The sequence below is a fragment of the Mucilaginibacter sp. Mucisp86 genome (assembly GCF_047324315.1).
Lineage (GTDB): Bacteria > Bacteroidota > Bacteroidia > Sphingobacteriales > Sphingobacteriaceae > Mucilaginibacter.
Map to the genome: position 1 here is coordinate 16,835 of NZ_CP168503.1, position 16,261 is coordinate 33,095.

Sequence of the window (16,261 nt, forward strand, 5' to 3'; positions counted from 1 at the left end):
GAATGCTTAAACGGCTGTGAGATTATTGCTCGACAAGATTATCTACCTGTTTATTGTATAATAATTCCTTTTCGCCATAAAGACGTTCGGCAATTATTCCCCGTTCTGTACATAGCTTTACCAACTTATCAGATTGTACAATGGGGGTAGATTCGACGGTATATTTGATGCTGCTGATAAACTCAACCCATGGTTCCTGCCCCATGGCATATACGTAGGCTTCTTTAGGTTCAAAAATATCGATGAGAGCCATTCCCTTATCGCAATCAGAACCGGCAAGGCGCCTGCTGCCATCCATGTCCCTTGCCAGCTTTTTGGTAAGCAGGGGGCCGTACAACCAGGTTAACGGAGCACCATCGCATTCCATCCCGATAAAAAGGACATCAACATTACCTATATGTTTGTGCACCAATTCATACAAACGCGGCTCAACAATTCTTGAATCGGCCAGGAACAGCAATTTGAAGTCGCCTATTTTTACCAAATAGCAGGCTTTTGTGAGGATATTCATATCGCTATGCTCGCCTATAAAAGGTAAACCAGTGATAATGGCATCATTAAAATGAATGGTTTGCATCTCACTGATGTCCATTACATTATTAAAACCTATACTATTGAACATTAATTTCAGATCGGGGTCTTCCAGTTTGCCGCTTGAGGTACGCGGGACGATCAGGTTTTTGATCTTGTGCCTTAAAGGCAGCAAAGTTTCAAACAGGATGTGATCCTGGTGATTGTGCGTGATCAGTACATAATCAATTGTATCAGGCAAATCAACATCCGAAAAATGCTGAACATCCGAGCTATAACCGTAGTAACTGATCAGCGGATCAACAAGGATGCTGATATCTTTAGTTTCAACCAGGATACAGGCATGACCGAAATAGCGCATCCTGATCTTATCGCCGGTATATTTTTCATAGGGCGGCGGAGGCGTTTCTGTAAAGAAAGTTTTAAACAGCGGTTCCTGCTCCGGTGCAATTCCGCAGAGCTCTTTAATGGTGGCAAAGCTGTTAGGTGTGCGTTTCATTTTGGCCAACGCATCAATACAGGCATGGTCAAAAGGAACGTCAAGACTTAACACATCCGGCTCGTTAAGGCGGGGCGTGCTAAGACAAAACGGACGTTCATCGTTATTGGTGATCCACATGGCCAGGCTTTGCGAACTTTTATTGTAAAACTCGCTCTGGTATAAAAGCGATTCAAAAAACCTGAAACCGGGGTTGTTATTCCGATCGTAATACAACTCCACGTACCCCTTTAAAATTTCGGGGACTTTAGTGTACAAATCCTCTAAACCATATCCTGTTGCTTCGGCATCCAATAATCTATCTAACGTTTTTATAGCTTTAGCAAACTCAATAACATTTTTTTGCTTTTCAAGTGATTGCTCCTGCAACTCAGTTACCTCATCAATTCTTCCGCCACCAAAATCCATAAAGGGACCGCCTTTCATTTTAGGATTGAGCACAGCATTGGCATGAATAGCCGGCGCCATCAAATACGATTCGATGATAGCCAAATGCCTTCCAACTATATTCATGGCGGCAGTTGCCGGCGAAATCAAGTGGCTCCAGGCATACCATTTATCTACCAATGGTTCCATCACCACATTGGGTTTCAGATATAATTGTTCCTCGTTCATGACTAAAATGTTTTTTAATTGTTTGTCAGCTTTTCGGCAATGGCATTGATAATAAAGTCCCTATGCTGCATTATAAAAAAGTGATTGCCATCCAACTGTTTAAAATCAACAGCCGGGATGCTTTCATTCTGCCAAAGCAACACGTCTTCGGCTGTAAGATCTTCATCAATCCCTGTGATGACAGTAAAAGGAATGTTTAACGGCTCAGCAACCTGATGAACATATGTTTCACTCACCTTAAAATCATTGCGGAGAATTGGTTCAAGAAACTCCATCATGGCGCTGTCCTGCAAAATCTCATGGGGCATACCACCCAATACGATCACCTCTTCTATAAACTCTTTATGCGGATATAAATGAAACTTTTTTGTTTGGCGCGATGGCGCTGAAGGCCCTGAAGCACCTGTTATAAAAACATGCCGGGGCGACTTATAATTATTTTCACGAATCTTGAGCACAAGCAGATAAGTCAGCAGCCCTCCAAGGCTATGCCCATAAAGTGCATAATCACCTTTGCTTAAAACGGGCTTCATCTGTTCAAACAAATCATTAACCAGCTTATTAATATCAGCTGTAAGCTCTTCAAAAATTCTTGTTCCCCTGCCTGGATATTCCAGTGTCACCACATTAAATATGGCTGAGCTTTCGTTAAATAATGGTCTGTATGAATACCTGTTCCCACCTGCAAATGGCAGGCAAACTAAGTTGATCTTTTCGCTCATTTTGTTTCTGAACATTGGCGCTTTAGTCGGTTAACAATTTTCGGGGTCTTACAAATGAGGCCGGATTTCCTGAGTAGATGCTCCACTGCTCCAAATCTTTGGTGGCAACAGAGTTAACCGTTAAAATGGAGTGGCTATGGCACACAACCCCTGGGCATACCACGCTTTTTGCGCCAATCCAGGTGCCATCATCGAGTATGATTTTACCCAAACGGTATGGGAAATCTGTTTTGGTATAATCATGGTTACCGGTAAGCAGCATGGCATCCTGCGAAATGCAAACATTTTTACCAATGCTCACATCTTCAAGATTATCAATCCATACAGATTCGCCTATCCAGGTATTGTCGCCAATGCTGAGCCGCCATGGATTTTTTATTTTGACTTTTGTTTTGATAACAACGCCATTACCCACTTTTGAACCAAACAAGCGGAGTAAAGCTACCTTGAACTTGTATGGCCAGGGAAAGGCGCTGTTAAAAATAAAGTAGTTGATAAAATACCAAACTGTCACTTTTAATTTGCTGCCGTTTTGATAATCGCCGATAGTAAATTTTGAAAGGTCTGTTTGCATGAAATGGAAAAACAAATCTGATGATTATTGATTAACAGTTTGAAAAGATGATTCAACCTGATACCTATTACTTATTTAACGGAATCACAACCGCCTGTTGCTTTTTGGTTCGGGACAGTTTTTTTGCCAAAGCATGTGTTGGTGCTTCAATAAGTAAATAAAAGCCCCATGCCATACAAACCATGAGTATCGAGAAACCAACAGGAATTAAAAAGTTAATCGGCTTACTGCCAAAATAGCTGACCCAGATAATACCAATTAATCCGAAAACAGGCTTATGGATCAGATAAAGCGAAAACGAGCAGGTACCCAAAACGTTCATCACTTTAACTATGCTACGGGGAATATATTTGTTCCAGCGGTATTCGGTGCTGATACCTAACCACAGCAACATCAGGTAAAAAAAACCGAAAAGCAATTCAAGGTAAGGTGAAGGCGTGCCTCGTACCTGGAGCACAACGGCTAATCCAATTGTTATTACTGCCGTCACCAAAAGCCAGGCTGAAGGTTTGCTCAACGTTCCGTTGGCATATTCCCTTGCAAGCAAAACGCCGGCACACCAAACAACCCAATACATAGCAAAATCAGATCCCAGCCAAAACTGGCCGCTTATAAAAAGACTGAGTGTTGTTAATGATACTATACCCGTTATAATCATCAACGCCTTATCGCCCCAATTTTTGAGCAGATAAAACACAAGCGGGAATGCGATATAAAGTTCAAGTTCAACAGGTAAAGTCCATAAAGCACCATTAGATGTTAACGCACCTGTTGTATAGTTTTGAACCATAAAAACATTGGCCAGGTATGAGGTATAGGGAGCTACCGGTAGCGCATACACTTTTAATAAGATAAACTCAATTATTAGGGTGAATATGATTGCTATTAAATATGGCGGATAGATCCTTAAGAACCTCCGGATAGCATATTCTTCCAAATTTAACTTGCGGGCGTTATTGCCTACATATGGCAATGAGATGCAAAAGCCGCTCAAAAGAAAAAACAGGATAACGCCAGATCCTAAAAAAGGCGTCGGAATAGAAAGCCATGCAACGGCTTTGTCAAACGAAGATGCTGATGATGATCCGCGTAATGCGTTCCAGCCAACCCACAAATCCTCCCTCACATGGTACAATACAACACCAAATGCCGCTAACCCCCTGAGGTAAACTATAGTAGCAGATTCGCTCTTAGAAGCTTTAGTAGTCATTTTATAGTAAATTGATAGTAGAATTACAGCAAGGCGGTTATTTTTCAAGCCGGGGATCAAAGCTTTTTGTCAGGTATTTATAGATCTCCTCTACACTGTTAAGCATCGTTTCTGTTTGGAACCGTTTCGCGTTTTTGATCCCGCTATCAATTACCATTTCGCGTTCTGCCGAAGATAAATTGATAACCCGGTCAACAACCAATGCAGAGTCATCTGCCCATAAATCTACACTGCCGTTTTTATCATCGCGCTTTTTAATCAGGAAGCCTGCGTTGCCGGCAACTTCGGTCATAGGAGCCTGGTTGGTGGTAACTACCGGGCATCCGGAAGCCATTGCTTCGGCAATTGGCCATCCAAATCCTTCAGCAAGCGACGGGAACAATAATAGCGTGGCCCCAGCATAGGCTAATAGTGTTTGCTCGTCGCTAACCTCTGTCAGGAAATAGATCTCGCCAGCAAAAGCAGATTGTTCTTGTTTTTCTTTTAGTGCAGTTGTTGGTTCTTTACCTATTAGTAACAAGGGCAATTTGCTGCTGCTAAGCTTTCGCCAGGATTCATAAATTTCGATTACCCCTATCCTGTTTTTATACCATTGGTTACCACCTATATGCAAAATGTATCCCTCTGAGAGGTCAACATCAATGGCTTTACCAAAAATCTGCCGGGCTTTATTAATCTCGAGCGGTTTGAAATCGCGGTTTAGCCCGTTGTAAATCACGTCTGATAGTTGAGGCTTTTTTGTTAACAGCTCCTGAAGATCTTGTTTGGTTTTACTCGAAACCGATATGAAATTTTTACCTTTTAAATAGCCTTTCCGTATAAACTTCTGATACATGCGGCCGGTAAACCCGGTTTGGTTTTCTTTTATTTTGCCAAAGGCCGATTGCTGCGCCAAAAAATCGTGACAATGAATTACATGCGGGCGGTTAGTTACTAATGGTACCCAGGGGCCTAAGGCATGATCGGTAAATACAAACAAGGTTTGGTTTGGATATGATTTTATGCGTTTACGAACCTCGCCCGGGAACATGATGTACTGATCAAGATAGCCCAGCCATTTTTTTAAACTGTTTGGTACCGACAGTTTATAAAAATAAGCTTCGGGTGTCCAAACTTCAACCTGATGTCCCCGCTGCTGCATACCCTTAGCCAACATTGAAGCAAAACGGGGCATACTTTGTGAGCCTAAAAAAGGAGGATGCGTAAAAAAAACAATGCGCATTGTGATAGTTAAAGTGATACCGAATTGCGTTTGGTTTTATTGACTTTATTGATCAGATCCCGCATTGATTCGCCGTGAGCACGCTGCTGAAATTTCAAGGAGATTTTGCGGGAGTGATCGCTGAATTGCTTACGCAGTTGCTGATCATCAATTAATTTTACAACCTTATCAGAGAGCTGCCCGATGTTTCCAAAGTCATAAACAAAACCGTTTTTGTTTATCTGAACATCATCTGTATCACCGTAACTACCGCATGTGTTGCTCAAAATTACAGGGCAACCCATGTAAATGGCCTCACTGATAGCTAACGAGTGGGGCTCGATGCTTGCCGGATGTACGTAGGCATCAATTGCGGCATAATAAGCAGGCAAATCTAACGGATCAACAAAACCTGTAAAGTGTACTTTATTTACTTTCAGCTGTTCGGCTTTTTGTTTTAAACTATCCAGTGTTTTGCCGGAACCCAGTATGAATGCATGGGCTTTATGTCCCTTGTCTTCCAGATCTATCAGCAGGTCTATCAGATGTTCCTGGTTTTTCCAGGTTACCAGTTTACCTACAACGGCTATAGCGAAGTCGTTTTCCGGTATACCATATTGTTCACGGATCTTGTTCCTTAATGCTACCTTGTTTTGATAGGCATTGGCATATACATCGACATCAATAGGATAATGCATCCTGATAAATTTCTTTTCGGGAACTCCGTAAAGCTTAAAATATGCTTCGTTGGCATCTCCTACTGTAAAAAAGTAATTTACCTTGTTATAATACTGCCTTAGTAAAAAGAACTTAGCCAGCAATTTATACCATTTACGGCGCTGACGATTTTCAGAATCAGTGATGTAAACGATAGGAACATTGTTGGCTTTGGCCCATTGGTGTGCCCTGCGCTGTACCTTTTGAAAATGCCCGTAAGTGATAATTGCATCAGGATTATATGAATCCAATTCGTCAGTAACTGAAGGGGCATCAAGTTCTTTTCCTGAAGGTAATACCTGTTCGCCATTCAAAAATTTATGCTCAAATTCTTCCAGCCTTAAGTTATTCCAGGATATTTCTTGTCCAAAATTTTTATCTACGTATTTTTTATAGCCCAGCATTGAGGCAAAAAAGAGTTTTACCTCAACACCTTTCATTTTTGTAAAACTGATATACTGCGGACAAAAATGCTGGATTGGATGGGATACAATGATGGCCACCCTAAAATTATTGTTTGACATAAGATTTTGTTGGTAATATCTATGCTGCAACAACCGAGCGGGTTGCAGATTCTTTCAGCAGCTTATCCTGCTGATCGTTATAATTTTTAATGATTAAAACGCTGCCTATTGCCAGCCACAACCAAATATTTACAGGCGGGTTTTTCCCTACTGCCCCTATTGACGCGTTGAGGATAACATAACTCAGTAAAAACGAAAGCAATACGCTCCAATCCTTCCTCCGTGATTTCTGCCATATGCCTAAGCAAAATATAATCATCCATAACCTAAAAGCATACCATACCACTGCAAGATAAATTCCACCCTCATAGATAGTGGTGTCAAAATCACTTTCGGTACCGGTTGACTCTAATTTTAAATCGTACGAGTATTGGCTGATCTTCTCGGAGCCATTGCTCATTACTCCGAGGCCATTGCCAAATATAATGGCAACAATATCCTGTTCAAAAACCCAGTTAGTCCAGTTTAAAAAATTCCCCTGCACCCTACCCTTCATCTCTTCCGATTGCGTACCCGAATCATTATCGCTTGAGCGTTCATCATATGCTGCAAAAAACTCAGGTTTGGCGGCCCGGATCCCCCCAAGCAATACAGTAAATACTACAATACCAATCAACCCTTTTGAAACTATTTGCCCTGGAGATTTAACTGCAGCAAAGGCAAAACCAAGTACCAAACAAACCCCGCAGCCCAACACTGCCGAACGTCCGCCGGTTATAAATGTGCCTATCAACAGTGATACGCCTGTGGCAGCCAAATATATGATCTGCCAGCTTTTGGCTTTCCCTTTAACCTCTTTTTTAGGCCAAAAAAAGCTCATGGCCAAAAATGAACATGCCATATTTAAAAACCACGAATATTGCCCGGTAAACGAAAACGTAGAGCTTACTCTCAGACGTCCTGCCGCCGAAAAGCCTTCTAAAGAGCTACCGTCAACACTCAGGTTTAACCAATGGCTGGCCGGCAAGCTGTTTTGTAGTACAGCAACAGCAGTTGTTGGTATTAATGCTAAACAAATGGACGTGACAAACTTTTTAAATTCATCCATTTTATCCGGCGGGAATGCAAATGGCATCATTACACCAACAATCATGTACAATAAGTACTGCTTTAGACCGAAAATGCTTAAAATGGGATCGTGAAAAACAGTGAAAACTACCGGCGGAATAAATACCAGCATCACAGTTTTCCAATTTTTGAAAAGCATTAACGCCAGGCCATTGAGTTTTGCCTTGCTGATACTGAATATGCCCATGATGCATAAAATATCTTTTAAAAAGAACACCAAAAGCCCCAAAGCAGAAGGAAGCATTTTACGCATAAGGCCCTCAAAAATGAGTACAAAGACCAATACGTAAAGCAGCTTTTTAATATAAACCCGTAATTTCTCCTGCTGATTATCCATGTGAAATTGGTTAACTATTTTTTAGCAGCAAACACATCATTGAGCGATGCTATTAATAACCGGCCGGTTTCGTCCCAGCCTTTTAAACCGGTGGCTTTTTTAACTGCTTTAGCTTTCATATTTTCATAAAGCTGCTTATCATCAGCCAATAACTGCAGTTTGTCTGCAACACTTTTACTGTTCCTGATCGGGACTATAAACCCTTCTTCGCCGTCAGCTATGATATCATCGGCGCCAGTATTTTCTGTAGCGATAATAGGCACGCCGAATGACAGGGCTTCGCCCAAAACCAACGCTAATCCTTCTTCTATGGAAGGCAGGCAGAAAACATTCGCTCTTTTATAGGCCGCTTCCAGTTCCTGACCTTTTAAGATTCCGGTAAATACAACTCCATCCGGAATAATTATATCGGCCAAACCATTGGGATTGCTTTCCGGGCCTACAATCACCAACTTTTTATTGGGATGATTTAATAACCTGAAGGCTTCAATCAGATATTTTAGGCCTTTACGCACCGATATGCTTCCAACGTACAGAACTGTAAAGGTGTCCCGATCTTTGTTATCTGCAAGTTCAGGACTTGTTGTTAGCTGATTAAAGCCGTAAGGAACCCTGATTAACTTATGTTCAGGAAAACCGGCTTCAATAAAACTTCTTTTTACAAAGTTTGATGGCATCAGTATATAATCTGCAATGTGGTATTCTTCAATCCGTCTTGCTTTTTCCTTGTCATGAAAAGGTTGCCACTCCAAGTTTAATGATTCGTATTCCTCCTTCATCAAATTTTCCTGATATTGTACATGGCTGTTTACCGCTTCCGCAATAACTATTTTCCCTTTGCGTTTGGCCTGTTTGCTGGCATTGAGGCCGCTGCCATTGTAGTACATGAAAATATCTGCATCATCAAGATATTTTATGCAGGCATTATCCTGTTCAATTTTAGCTAAGTAAGCTAACTGCGAACTGATAGATTTAGGTACTTTAAATTTTAAGCTTGCCAGATAAATGCTTTGAATTTTATCGCTGCGTACTAATTTATCTCCTATCTCAGTAAACGCAGCACGGGGGCTCCAGCGCGAAAAACCACTTATAAACTTATGAAGGATCCCCGCCTCATGAAGAGCAAGCGCATAACGATAGTGATGGCTCCGGTTAGGCGATGTATAAATTACTTTCATAAATTTTGTTTTTGCCTGCGGATTTAACGATATCGATATATTGTTTAGCAACCACTTTACTGCTATGTGCTTTCAGATGAGCATCTGCTTCGGCCCTTAATCTCTCCTGCAAAAGTTTGTCGCTTAATAGTCTTTTAATTGCATCTGCAAGGTCCTGCAAATCGCCTCTTTCAAATACCAGCCCTGCTTTACCAACGGCATCGGGCAAACCACCACCGTCAGATACTATCGGGATACAACCACATGCAAGGCCTTCCAATGCAACTATGCCAAATGGTTCCTCCCACCTTGAAGGTATGAGCATGTATTGGTGTTGATTTAAACAGTCAACAAGCTTATCGCCGGTTAAACTGCCTTCAAATCTCACGATCTGTTTTATACCGGCATCTATCACATACTGTTTTAATTTTTCAAAGTCCTTCCCCTCGCCGATTACTGTTAACGAAATTTGGGAGGTATCGGAATTGGCTTCTCTGTATTCTTTATATAACTGCGCTATGGCTTCTATGGCTAAATCGGCTCCTTTATCTGATACCAGCCGCCCTAAAAAAACAAAGCTTTTAGGTTTATTGCCGTTGGCTACGGTTTGTACAAAAAGCTCATCGTTATATGCATTTTCGATCACCACCGCAGCAGGCCAGCATTTTTGGCGAATGGCATCGCTAACAGCTATAACTCGCGAAGCTTTTCTTAACCACAGGTACTTCATTCTTGCCTGCATCGACTTTGAACCATCCTCATTGCTTAACCAGGTATTTAGTGATACCACCAATGGTTTTCTGAATAAAACGGCAGGCCATGACATCCTTAACACCGGGCTGTTTTCAAAAACCACATCTGCCCATTTATGTTCGATCAGTAATTGTTTTAAACCGGGGTTACGAACAACTTTATAAGGAAATACTTTGCTACCTGATTGCTGCGTCCAGGTAAGCAGATGTACCTCTACTCCATAGTTATGAAATGCTTTTGCCAAAAACTCGGCATTGGCTTCAGTTCCACCCAAATCGGGATAAAACTTGTGTGTAAGCAATAATACTTTCAGAGATTTAGCCATATTACGCATTGGCTTTAGCCAGTGATAAAGTTTTTCCCTTGTGCAATACTTTCCTGAAGAAACTTGTCCAGTGTTTCCGGTTTTCTTCCATAACATATCCAATTAGCATAGCGGCGGCGAATACAATCAGCATGGCGATTGTAAACTGCGTACCATCAAACAGCCTTGTTTTCCATATTGACCGCAACAGCACCAGCATTGGATCGTGAAGCACATATAATGGAAATGTAAGGTCTGCGAATTTCCTGATGAAGTTTACAACCGTGTTCGGTTTCTTTACATCTTTAGTTTGGTATTGAGGCAACAACCATAATGCAAGTGCTATAAAAACACCGATTATAAAATCTGTAATAAATTGCCCTGCAAAAAATAACGGAGCCTTGCCTAAATGAAGCGGATATCCCGGCAACACACAAAACAAGGTTACCGCAATGCCCACCATCGCTGCGATTAACAACCATGATAACCCATAGCTTTTTATCGGACTTTTAAACTTGTATGCGCAATTGCCTAAAAGCCAGATTGGCATCATTAATAAAATTTTAGGTCCGGCTATCAGGCAGGCTGCCAACGGTAACAGTAAGCCCTTCCAGCCTTTTGCCTTAAAAAAGAATAAGCCAAATATCACGTAGTACCAAAATTCATATGATAACGACCATAAAGGTCCGTTTATAGGGGGCGAGGCCGAAAAAAACCAAACCTCATTCAAAAACAGGCCTGATATAATATATCTCGGCCATGAAATTCCTCTCGTATAATGCGCCAATAGCGCTGGATCAGAAAACTTAACAACAAGCTCAATCAGGGCGGTGATAATCAATGTAGGTATCAGAACTGAATATAACCTGCTTAGCCTTGCCTGTGCATATTGCAAGAGGCCCCGGTTATTTGCAGTGGTTGAGTATGCTATAACATAGCCCGATAGCGCAAAAAATATCACAACAGCCATATGCCCCCAATCAACGCCATTGTAATCATACCCTACCGAGGTGAACCACTGAGCATAGCCATGGCCTAAAAAAACAACCAAAGCAGCCACAATACGCAGGCTATCCATAAAAATGCTTGTCCCGCCTGCTATTTTCTTAGGAGTATTTGAGTAAACCATTATTTTACGCAATTAGATTTTCCCGGTAAAAAACATACCAATGAGGCTGGATCTTGAATAAGATTTATCAGCCCTGACCTCATTACTCATTTTGATGCGCCCAAGGGTATTTATAGCTAAATATTCCATCGCCAGGCGCCCAACAATTAATGAATTTAAAAGAGGCCTTACCGGATATTTGCCAAACTTTTTAAGCAGCTTGATCCTGTTTTGGTAGAAGCGGATAACCCGCCTGCCTACTTTTTGTGGAGTACCGCTACCTTTGTGAAATGCCCTTACCGGTATTAAACCAATACCCCAGCCTTTGCGGATGGCGCTCATGCAGATATCATGATCAAGTTCCAGCCAGTCATAGTTTTCATCAAAACCGCCAACCTGCTGTAATACCTCTTTCCTGATTACCATAGCACAGGTATACACCGTTATTTGCTTAGGGCTTTTGTTAAAATATTTTTGATAGTATCCATGTAACTTTTGACCAAGTATTACGCTCATGGCATCGGGCTCCGGCTCGTAGGCTACAGCCTGCTTTCCCTCAGCATTTTCGGTGCTGTAAGCAGCAATGCCGATAGTTGGATTGGATTCAAAAAATGCCTTAGTTTTAAGGATATATTCTTCGAGTGGCCAGGCATCGGAGTCGAACAGGATCACCAGGTCGGTATCCGTTGCACTTAGTCCCCTGTTTAAGCTTTTAACCAAACCTAAATTTTGCGGGTTACGAAGCAATTGTACATTGTTAAACTTGTTTTCGAACAATTCGGTTGAGCAATCGTCAACAACTGTAAACTGGTCAATTTGGTCATCTGCATAACGTAAACAGTGGTCGATGCACCTGGACGTCATCTCCATGGTGTTGTAATTGGTAGTTATTATTCCGACGGTCATGATTTTACACTCGATTTAAACATGGCGCTATACTGTTCGGCTGCATTCTGCGGGCTATATCTTTCAGCGAAGCCGGTATCCTGGTTTATAAACTTTTTTATGTCGTTTATATATTTTAGTTCTTCAACCTCATCCCTTTTTTGATCATCGTTTGCAAATCCATCGCGCAAAATGATAACCGGACATTGATTGTATAAAGCTGCTGCTATGCTGCCGCTTTTTTCAAATAAAACTTTGGGGTGATTAGAGAGACTTACATCACAGGCTCCCAGGTAATCTGCTATGTCGTTTTCAGGCCATTCTCCTAATACATACATCGGGACACCCGTTGCTTCATGTAGCTCGGCAAATTGCTCTTTTATAGCCGGGCTTTTACCCGCATGCGTAACTATAAGTTTTTTGTTAAGCTGATCATGCACATTTACCGATAGTTGCCTAATCCGTTCCTCAAGCAGACCATGCGGATGGAAACCTCCAAAAAAAGAAGCTAAAACATAATCGGTGCTGTTATTTCTAAAATCAGCCGGTAACTGTCCGTAAATTCGTTTCCGGGTACAGTCGCCAAGTGGCATATTACTGAATACAGGTATTTTATTGGCGTTGATGCCTGCCTTTAAAAGGCTCTTTTGATAGTATCCATTTGTTGTTGAAATGCACTTTGGTTTTAATGCTTTTATTACAGCTATTGCCGATCGTTTTTGAAAAAAACCAATGATCTTATCTTTCAGTGTGCTATCACTTGATTCGCCCTGCCAGATTTCGTGAAACATGATATGCACACTGGCATTGATCTTTAAACGCTTAAGCTGTTTAGCCAAATCAAATACAACGGCACGCTTTTGAAACGAGTAACCAACAAATTGCAAGCTTAGCCAATCAGGCGCAAAAGTCTCTGTTATTTCATGCAGCTTTATAAAGCGTTCGCGGGCTTCCATTGATGCAGGGAGACGGATCTCTGAAATCTCTTTATGTGCTGCATTTTCGATTAATGTATTGGCATAGCGGTCATTCAGTGCTAAAAGAAATACCTGGTGCCCCTGCTTCACAAACTCCAGTTTCAGTTTTCGGGAATAATCCCCTACACCATCACGCCCAGGTTCCAGAGATCCGCAAACAAGCAAAATCTTCATACTATTATCTGCAAGTTAATTAGCTGCTTAGTTGCGGGTGTAAAATCGACCTATAAATGCCCCCATATTTACAACCAGGCTTTTGCGCTGTATGTAGTTGTTATTAAAAAGATTGATGGGATGACTAACACACTTCCAGAATTTTTTATCTACACTTCTCGGGCTAACCCCTAAAAAGGACTGTTTCAGGAATTTAATACGCCAGGGCTTAGGGCTTCCCAAAGCATGAAGCATTAGTGTAGCGCCACCTTGCAAGCCCATTCCCTCTTTGCCAACAAAACTTACAACGCCATCCCAGGCACCAATGGCGATATTTAAAGCATCCTGATCTGTTTTGCTGAATGGAGCATAGTCACCGGCATGTTCTTTGGCCAGGTTAGCTTCGCCCGGGAATGGCGCCCGGCTTAATCCGCCTATCAGCGGACCAACTTTCTCCTGGATCATAATCCAGGTATCAACCAAGCCTATGTCCTTTTTGTTAACCCCTATGAAGCCAGAGTTTACATATATCTCTCTATCAAGGTTAAGGTTGATATCGAACTGCCCAAAATATTTTTTCCAGGCCATTTTGCGGGGATGGTTTGGAGGTAACGGTGAATTTACATCCTCACAAACCGTTACTCCAAATGATACCCACTCTTCGTAAAAACTCCAGTCATAATCCAAAATTATATCCGGATCAAAGTAGAAGATATTCTCAGCATCATTGGCAGGGCCCTCAAAAAGCCATTTCAAAAAATCGGGTTTATAATTGGCTAAATGGTAACTGGTTTTTAACCTGACAAAGTGAATTTTTATATCGTCATTAACATTGTAAGTGGCTAATTGATGATCCTCAAAAAGAGATAAATCTGTTGCAGTGGCCCAGGGAGGTAATTCGCCTAAATAACCGGCATAAATATCTCCCTTAAAACCATGTTTATGAAGTGAATTAACAAATGCGGCAACGCCAAGATGATAATGTCCTTCAAAAAGCGTACAAATAACTGTTTGCATAGTATTTTATCTGTTTTTTATAAAGCGGGCGGGTGTACCGGCCCATACCTGGTAGTCGGGAATTGATTTATTGACCAAAGAACCGGCACCTATAATACTGCCCTCGCCTATAGTTACCCCCTGAAGAATAACACTATGCGTCCCAATCCATACATCGTTCTTTAAAATTATTGGCTTGTGTATAACCGGTTGCTGATTGATTGGCAAACTGCGGTGCATCTCGCGACTCGCATCAACAAATGTTGTATTGGCAGCTATGAGGCAATCATTGCCTATTGTTAATCCTAATGTGATATTGAAATCACAGCCATGGCCAATAAAAACACGCTGACCAATATTTACAAAGTTGGTATCGGCAAATGGCTGGGGCGTTTTAAAAACCACGTCATCTTCAATTACACTTTCTGCTCCTACACTGATTTTGCCGGGCCATTTACATTTGATCTTACCTAAAACCACTCCATTATTAATCTGCATCCCTAAAACCCTATAGTATTTTTTCCGGAGTGATAAACTAATATTGCTAAGCTTATGCCTCAACATAGCCGGGAATCGTTGTTTCATAAAACTGTTGGTTTGGGTAGTTTTGAAACCCTGTAAATGAAGTAGGTAATTAAAATTATAAAGGCAAGTAAAAAGTCGACGATGGAAAACATCAATACATTGGTTGTTTTTGAAAGATCCATAGTAACAACCAGTAATACCTGGAATAATATATTGATGGTTAAGTTAATTACCGGCTTAATGATCCAGCCACGCGAAACCAAAACCGAATAGGTAATGCCAGCAAGCATAGCCAAACAACTTGAAATGGTAATTAATAACATCTCCTTATTAAGATTTGTGTAGCCCTTACCCAATACCCACAGCACCTGCGCAGGAAATAGCATTACGATAACGATAACAATAAAGCTGATTACAAAAAGTGCGGCTTCAATTTGAATAAAGCGTTGTATGAGTAACTTTTTTTGCTCGGGTAAACGGGCAAAGCGCGGTACAACAAGAGTGCCGAACAAGGTAGTAAAAAGGGTTAAAACGGTAGTTAAACGACTTAATGCACCAACATGGGCTATAGATTGTGTGTTGCCGAAAATTGAGATAAGCCAGATAGTGATCTGCCCCGATACACAGAAATAAATGGCGCCGGGCAATGAGCGTTTTACGATTGCCAGTATTTCCTTTTCAATAACAGGATCTGATTTCTGCCCGGGATCTGCATACTCGGCTGAAATTTTCCGTAACTGAACGTTTGCCCACATACGCGGGATGCCGTTCCCCAATATTGCCACGGCTGTAAACGGAAATACCAATAACGAGCCTATCATCAGTACAAAGCGCCCTAAGCCCGCAGACAATTGATTTTTTTGCAGCTTATTTATCCCCTGGTGCAGTTTAGATGCCGTTTCGAGCAATGTATCGCTCAATGCTGCAAAGAACGACGGGATAATTGCCAGTACAATAAAGCATGATGATAACAACGTAGCGCCGTTATGTACAAGCAGATAAAAAAGTACAGGCAAAGAAATCAGTAAACTAAATATTCCGAATATTTTACGCAGTTTGAGCCCGCTGGCAATTACAACGCCTAATTTTTCCCGGTTTTGCCAAACTTTGCCTCCCTGCGCCATCACGCCTGATGAGATGCCACCATCTGCCAATACAGTCATTGTGCCCAGCATGGTATTTGCCAGTGTATAAAAGGCATATTCCGTTGTGGGCAACAACCTAACAATTAAAATCCCGGTTAATAAACCCAATAACTGGATAATTGCCTGGGCAGAAAATGTGACGGCCACAAGTTTGGTCCATTGTTGCCATTTCTCAAACCTGCCGTTCACAGAAAGGTTACTTGTTAAACTTTTCATATTGCAGGTAATAATTTTTGAAGATCGATCTTCAAATACATATA

General features: G+C 41.4%; 15 protein-coding genes. All 15 read right to left on the bottom strand.

Features of this window, described 5'->3' with window-relative positions; translation table 11 throughout:
- Positions 1-22 precede the first annotated feature (22 nt).
- On the bottom strand, positions 23-1,645 hold the full coding sequence (locus tag ACEN9X_RS00015; protein ID WP_413668449.1) for an MBL fold metallo-hydrolase: 1,623 nt from the start codon (positions 1,643-1,645) through the stop codon (positions 23-25).
- A 14-nt stretch (positions 1,646-1,659) separates the two neighbouring features.
- Positions 1,660-2,382 (bottom strand): thioesterase II family protein, encoded by a 723-nt coding sequence (locus ACEN9X_RS00020; protein ID WP_413668450.1) that lies wholly within the window; start codon positions 2,380-2,382, stop codon positions 1,660-1,662.
- Between the two features lie 7 nt (positions 2,383-2,389).
- Entirely contained in the window at positions 2,390-2,941 is a 552-nt protein-coding gene (locus tag ACEN9X_RS00025) for a WcaF family extracellular polysaccharide biosynthesis acetyltransferase (protein ID WP_413668451.1), read from the bottom strand.
- A 67-nt stretch (positions 2,942-3,008) separates the two neighbouring features.
- On the bottom strand, positions 3,009-4,151 hold the full coding sequence (locus tag ACEN9X_RS00030; RefSeq protein WP_413668452.1) for an acyltransferase family protein: 1,143 nt from the start codon (positions 4,149-4,151) through the stop codon (positions 3,009-3,011).
- Positions 4,152-4,188: 37 nt separating this feature from the next.
- Positions 4,189-5,373 (bottom strand): glycosyltransferase, encoded by a 1,185-nt coding sequence (locus ACEN9X_RS00035; RefSeq protein ID WP_413668453.1) that lies wholly within the window; start codon positions 5,371-5,373, stop codon positions 4,189-4,191.
- A gap of 8 nt (positions 5,374-5,381) precedes the next feature.
- Complete coding sequence (locus tag ACEN9X_RS00040; protein ID WP_413668454.1) at positions 5,382-6,593, bottom strand: glycosyltransferase family 4 protein; 1,212 nt, start codon at positions 6,591-6,593, stop codon at positions 5,382-5,384.
- A gap of 19 nt (positions 6,594-6,612) precedes the next feature.
- A complete protein-coding gene (locus ACEN9X_RS00045; RefSeq protein WP_413668455.1) occupies positions 6,613-7,998 on the bottom strand; it encodes a hypothetical protein in 1,386 nt (461 codons plus the stop codon).
- A 14-nt stretch (positions 7,999-8,012) separates the two neighbouring features.
- Entirely contained in the window at positions 8,013-9,176 is a 1,164-nt protein-coding gene (locus tag ACEN9X_RS00050) for a glycosyltransferase family 4 protein (RefSeq protein ID WP_413668456.1), read from the bottom strand.
- Positions 9,151-10,233: a glycosyltransferase family 4 protein gene (locus ACEN9X_RS00055; protein WP_413668457.1), complete on the bottom strand. Its 1,083-nt coding sequence runs from the start codon at positions 10,231-10,233 to the stop codon at positions 9,151-9,153. Before ACEN9X_RS00055 ends, ACEN9X_RS00050 begins: the two co-directional genes overlap by 26 nt.
- A 1-nt stretch (position 10,234) precedes the next feature.
- Entirely contained in the window at positions 10,235-11,341 is a 1,107-nt protein-coding gene (locus ACEN9X_RS00060) for an acyltransferase family protein (RefSeq protein WP_413668458.1), read from the bottom strand.
- Positions 11,342-11,353: 12 nt separating this feature from the next.
- Positions 11,354-12,226, bottom strand: coding sequence for a glycosyltransferase family 2 protein (locus tag ACEN9X_RS00065; protein WP_413668459.1), 873 nt, complete (start codon positions 12,224-12,226; stop codon positions 11,354-11,356).
- Positions 12,223-13,356: a hypothetical protein gene (locus ACEN9X_RS00070; RefSeq protein ID WP_413668460.1), complete on the bottom strand. Its 1,134-nt coding sequence runs from the start codon at positions 13,354-13,356 to the stop codon at positions 12,223-12,225. The genes ACEN9X_RS00065 and ACEN9X_RS00070 overlap by 4 nt, the downstream gene beginning before the upstream one ends.
- A 27-nt stretch (positions 13,357-13,383) precedes the next feature.
- Positions 13,384-14,352: a hypothetical protein gene (locus ACEN9X_RS00075; protein ID WP_413668461.1), complete on the bottom strand. Its 969-nt coding sequence runs from the start codon at positions 14,350-14,352 to the stop codon at positions 13,384-13,386.
- A gap of 6 nt (positions 14,353-14,358) precedes the next feature.
- Complete coding sequence (locus ACEN9X_RS00080; RefSeq protein WP_413668462.1) at positions 14,359-14,916, bottom strand: DapH/DapD/GlmU-related protein; 558 nt, start codon at positions 14,914-14,916, stop codon at positions 14,359-14,361.
- Positions 14,913-16,217: a polysaccharide biosynthesis protein gene (locus ACEN9X_RS00085; RefSeq protein ID WP_413668463.1), complete on the bottom strand. Its 1,305-nt coding sequence runs from the start codon at positions 16,215-16,217 to the stop codon at positions 14,913-14,915. Before ACEN9X_RS00085 ends, ACEN9X_RS00080 begins: the two co-directional genes overlap by 4 nt.
- Between the last annotated feature and the right edge of the window lie 44 nt (positions 16,218-16,261).

What these genes read in the sequence shown, in the direction of transcription:
- ACEN9X_RS00030 (WP_413668452.1), bottom strand. Translation starts at nt 4,151, where the DNA reads ATGACTACTAAAGCTTCTAAGAGCGAATCTGCTACTATAGTTTACCTC.
- ACEN9X_RS00085 (WP_413668463.1), bottom strand. Translation starts at nt 16,217, where the DNA reads ATGAAAAGTTTAACAAGTAACCTTTCTGTGAACGGCAGGTTTGAGAAA.
- ACEN9X_RS00020 (WP_413668450.1), bottom strand. Translation starts at nt 2,382, where the DNA reads ATGTTCAGAAACAAAATGAGCGAAAAGATCAACTTAGTTTGCCTGCCA.
- ACEN9X_RS00070 (WP_413668460.1), bottom strand. Translation starts at nt 13,356, where the DNA reads ATGAAGATTTTGCTTGTTTGCGGATCTCTGGAACCTGGGCGTGATGGT.
- ACEN9X_RS00060 (WP_413668458.1), bottom strand. Translation starts at nt 11,341, where the DNA reads ATGGTTTACTCAAATACTCCTAAGAAAATAGCAGGCGGGACAAGCATT.
- ACEN9X_RS00055 (WP_413668457.1), bottom strand. Translation starts at nt 10,233, where the DNA reads ATGGCTAAATCTCTGAAAGTATTATTGCTTACACACAAGTTTTATCCC.
- ACEN9X_RS00080 (WP_413668462.1), bottom strand. Translation starts at nt 14,916, where the DNA reads ATGAAACAACGATTCCCGGCTATGTTGAGGCATAAGCTTAGCAATATT.
- ACEN9X_RS00040 (WP_413668454.1), bottom strand. Translation starts at nt 6,593, where the DNA reads ATGTCAAACAATAATTTTAGGGTGGCCATCATTGTATCCCATCCAATC.
- ACEN9X_RS00015 (WP_413668449.1), bottom strand. Translation starts at nt 1,645, where the DNA reads ATGAACGAGGAACAATTATATCTGAAACCCAATGTGGTGATGGAACCA.
- ACEN9X_RS00045 (WP_413668455.1), bottom strand. Translation starts at nt 7,998, where the DNA reads ATGGATAATCAGCAGGAGAAATTACGGGTTTATATTAAAAAGCTGCTT.
- ACEN9X_RS00050 (WP_413668456.1), bottom strand. Translation starts at nt 9,176, where the DNA reads ATGAAAGTAATTTATACATCGCCTAACCGGAGCCATCACTATCGTTAT.
- ACEN9X_RS00075 (WP_413668461.1), bottom strand. Translation starts at nt 14,352, where the DNA reads ATGCAAACAGTTATTTGTACGCTTTTTGAAGGACATTATCATCTTGGC.
- ACEN9X_RS00035 (WP_413668453.1), bottom strand. Translation starts at nt 5,373, where the DNA reads ATGCGCATTGTTTTTTTTACGCATCCTCCTTTTTTAGGCTCACAAAGT.
- ACEN9X_RS00025 (WP_413668451.1), bottom strand. Translation starts at nt 2,941, where the DNA reads ATGCAAACAGACCTTTCAAAATTTACTATCGGCGATTATCAAAACGGC.
- ACEN9X_RS00065 (WP_413668459.1), bottom strand. Translation starts at nt 12,226, where the DNA reads ATGACCGTCGGAATAATAACTACCAATTACAACACCATGGAGATGACG.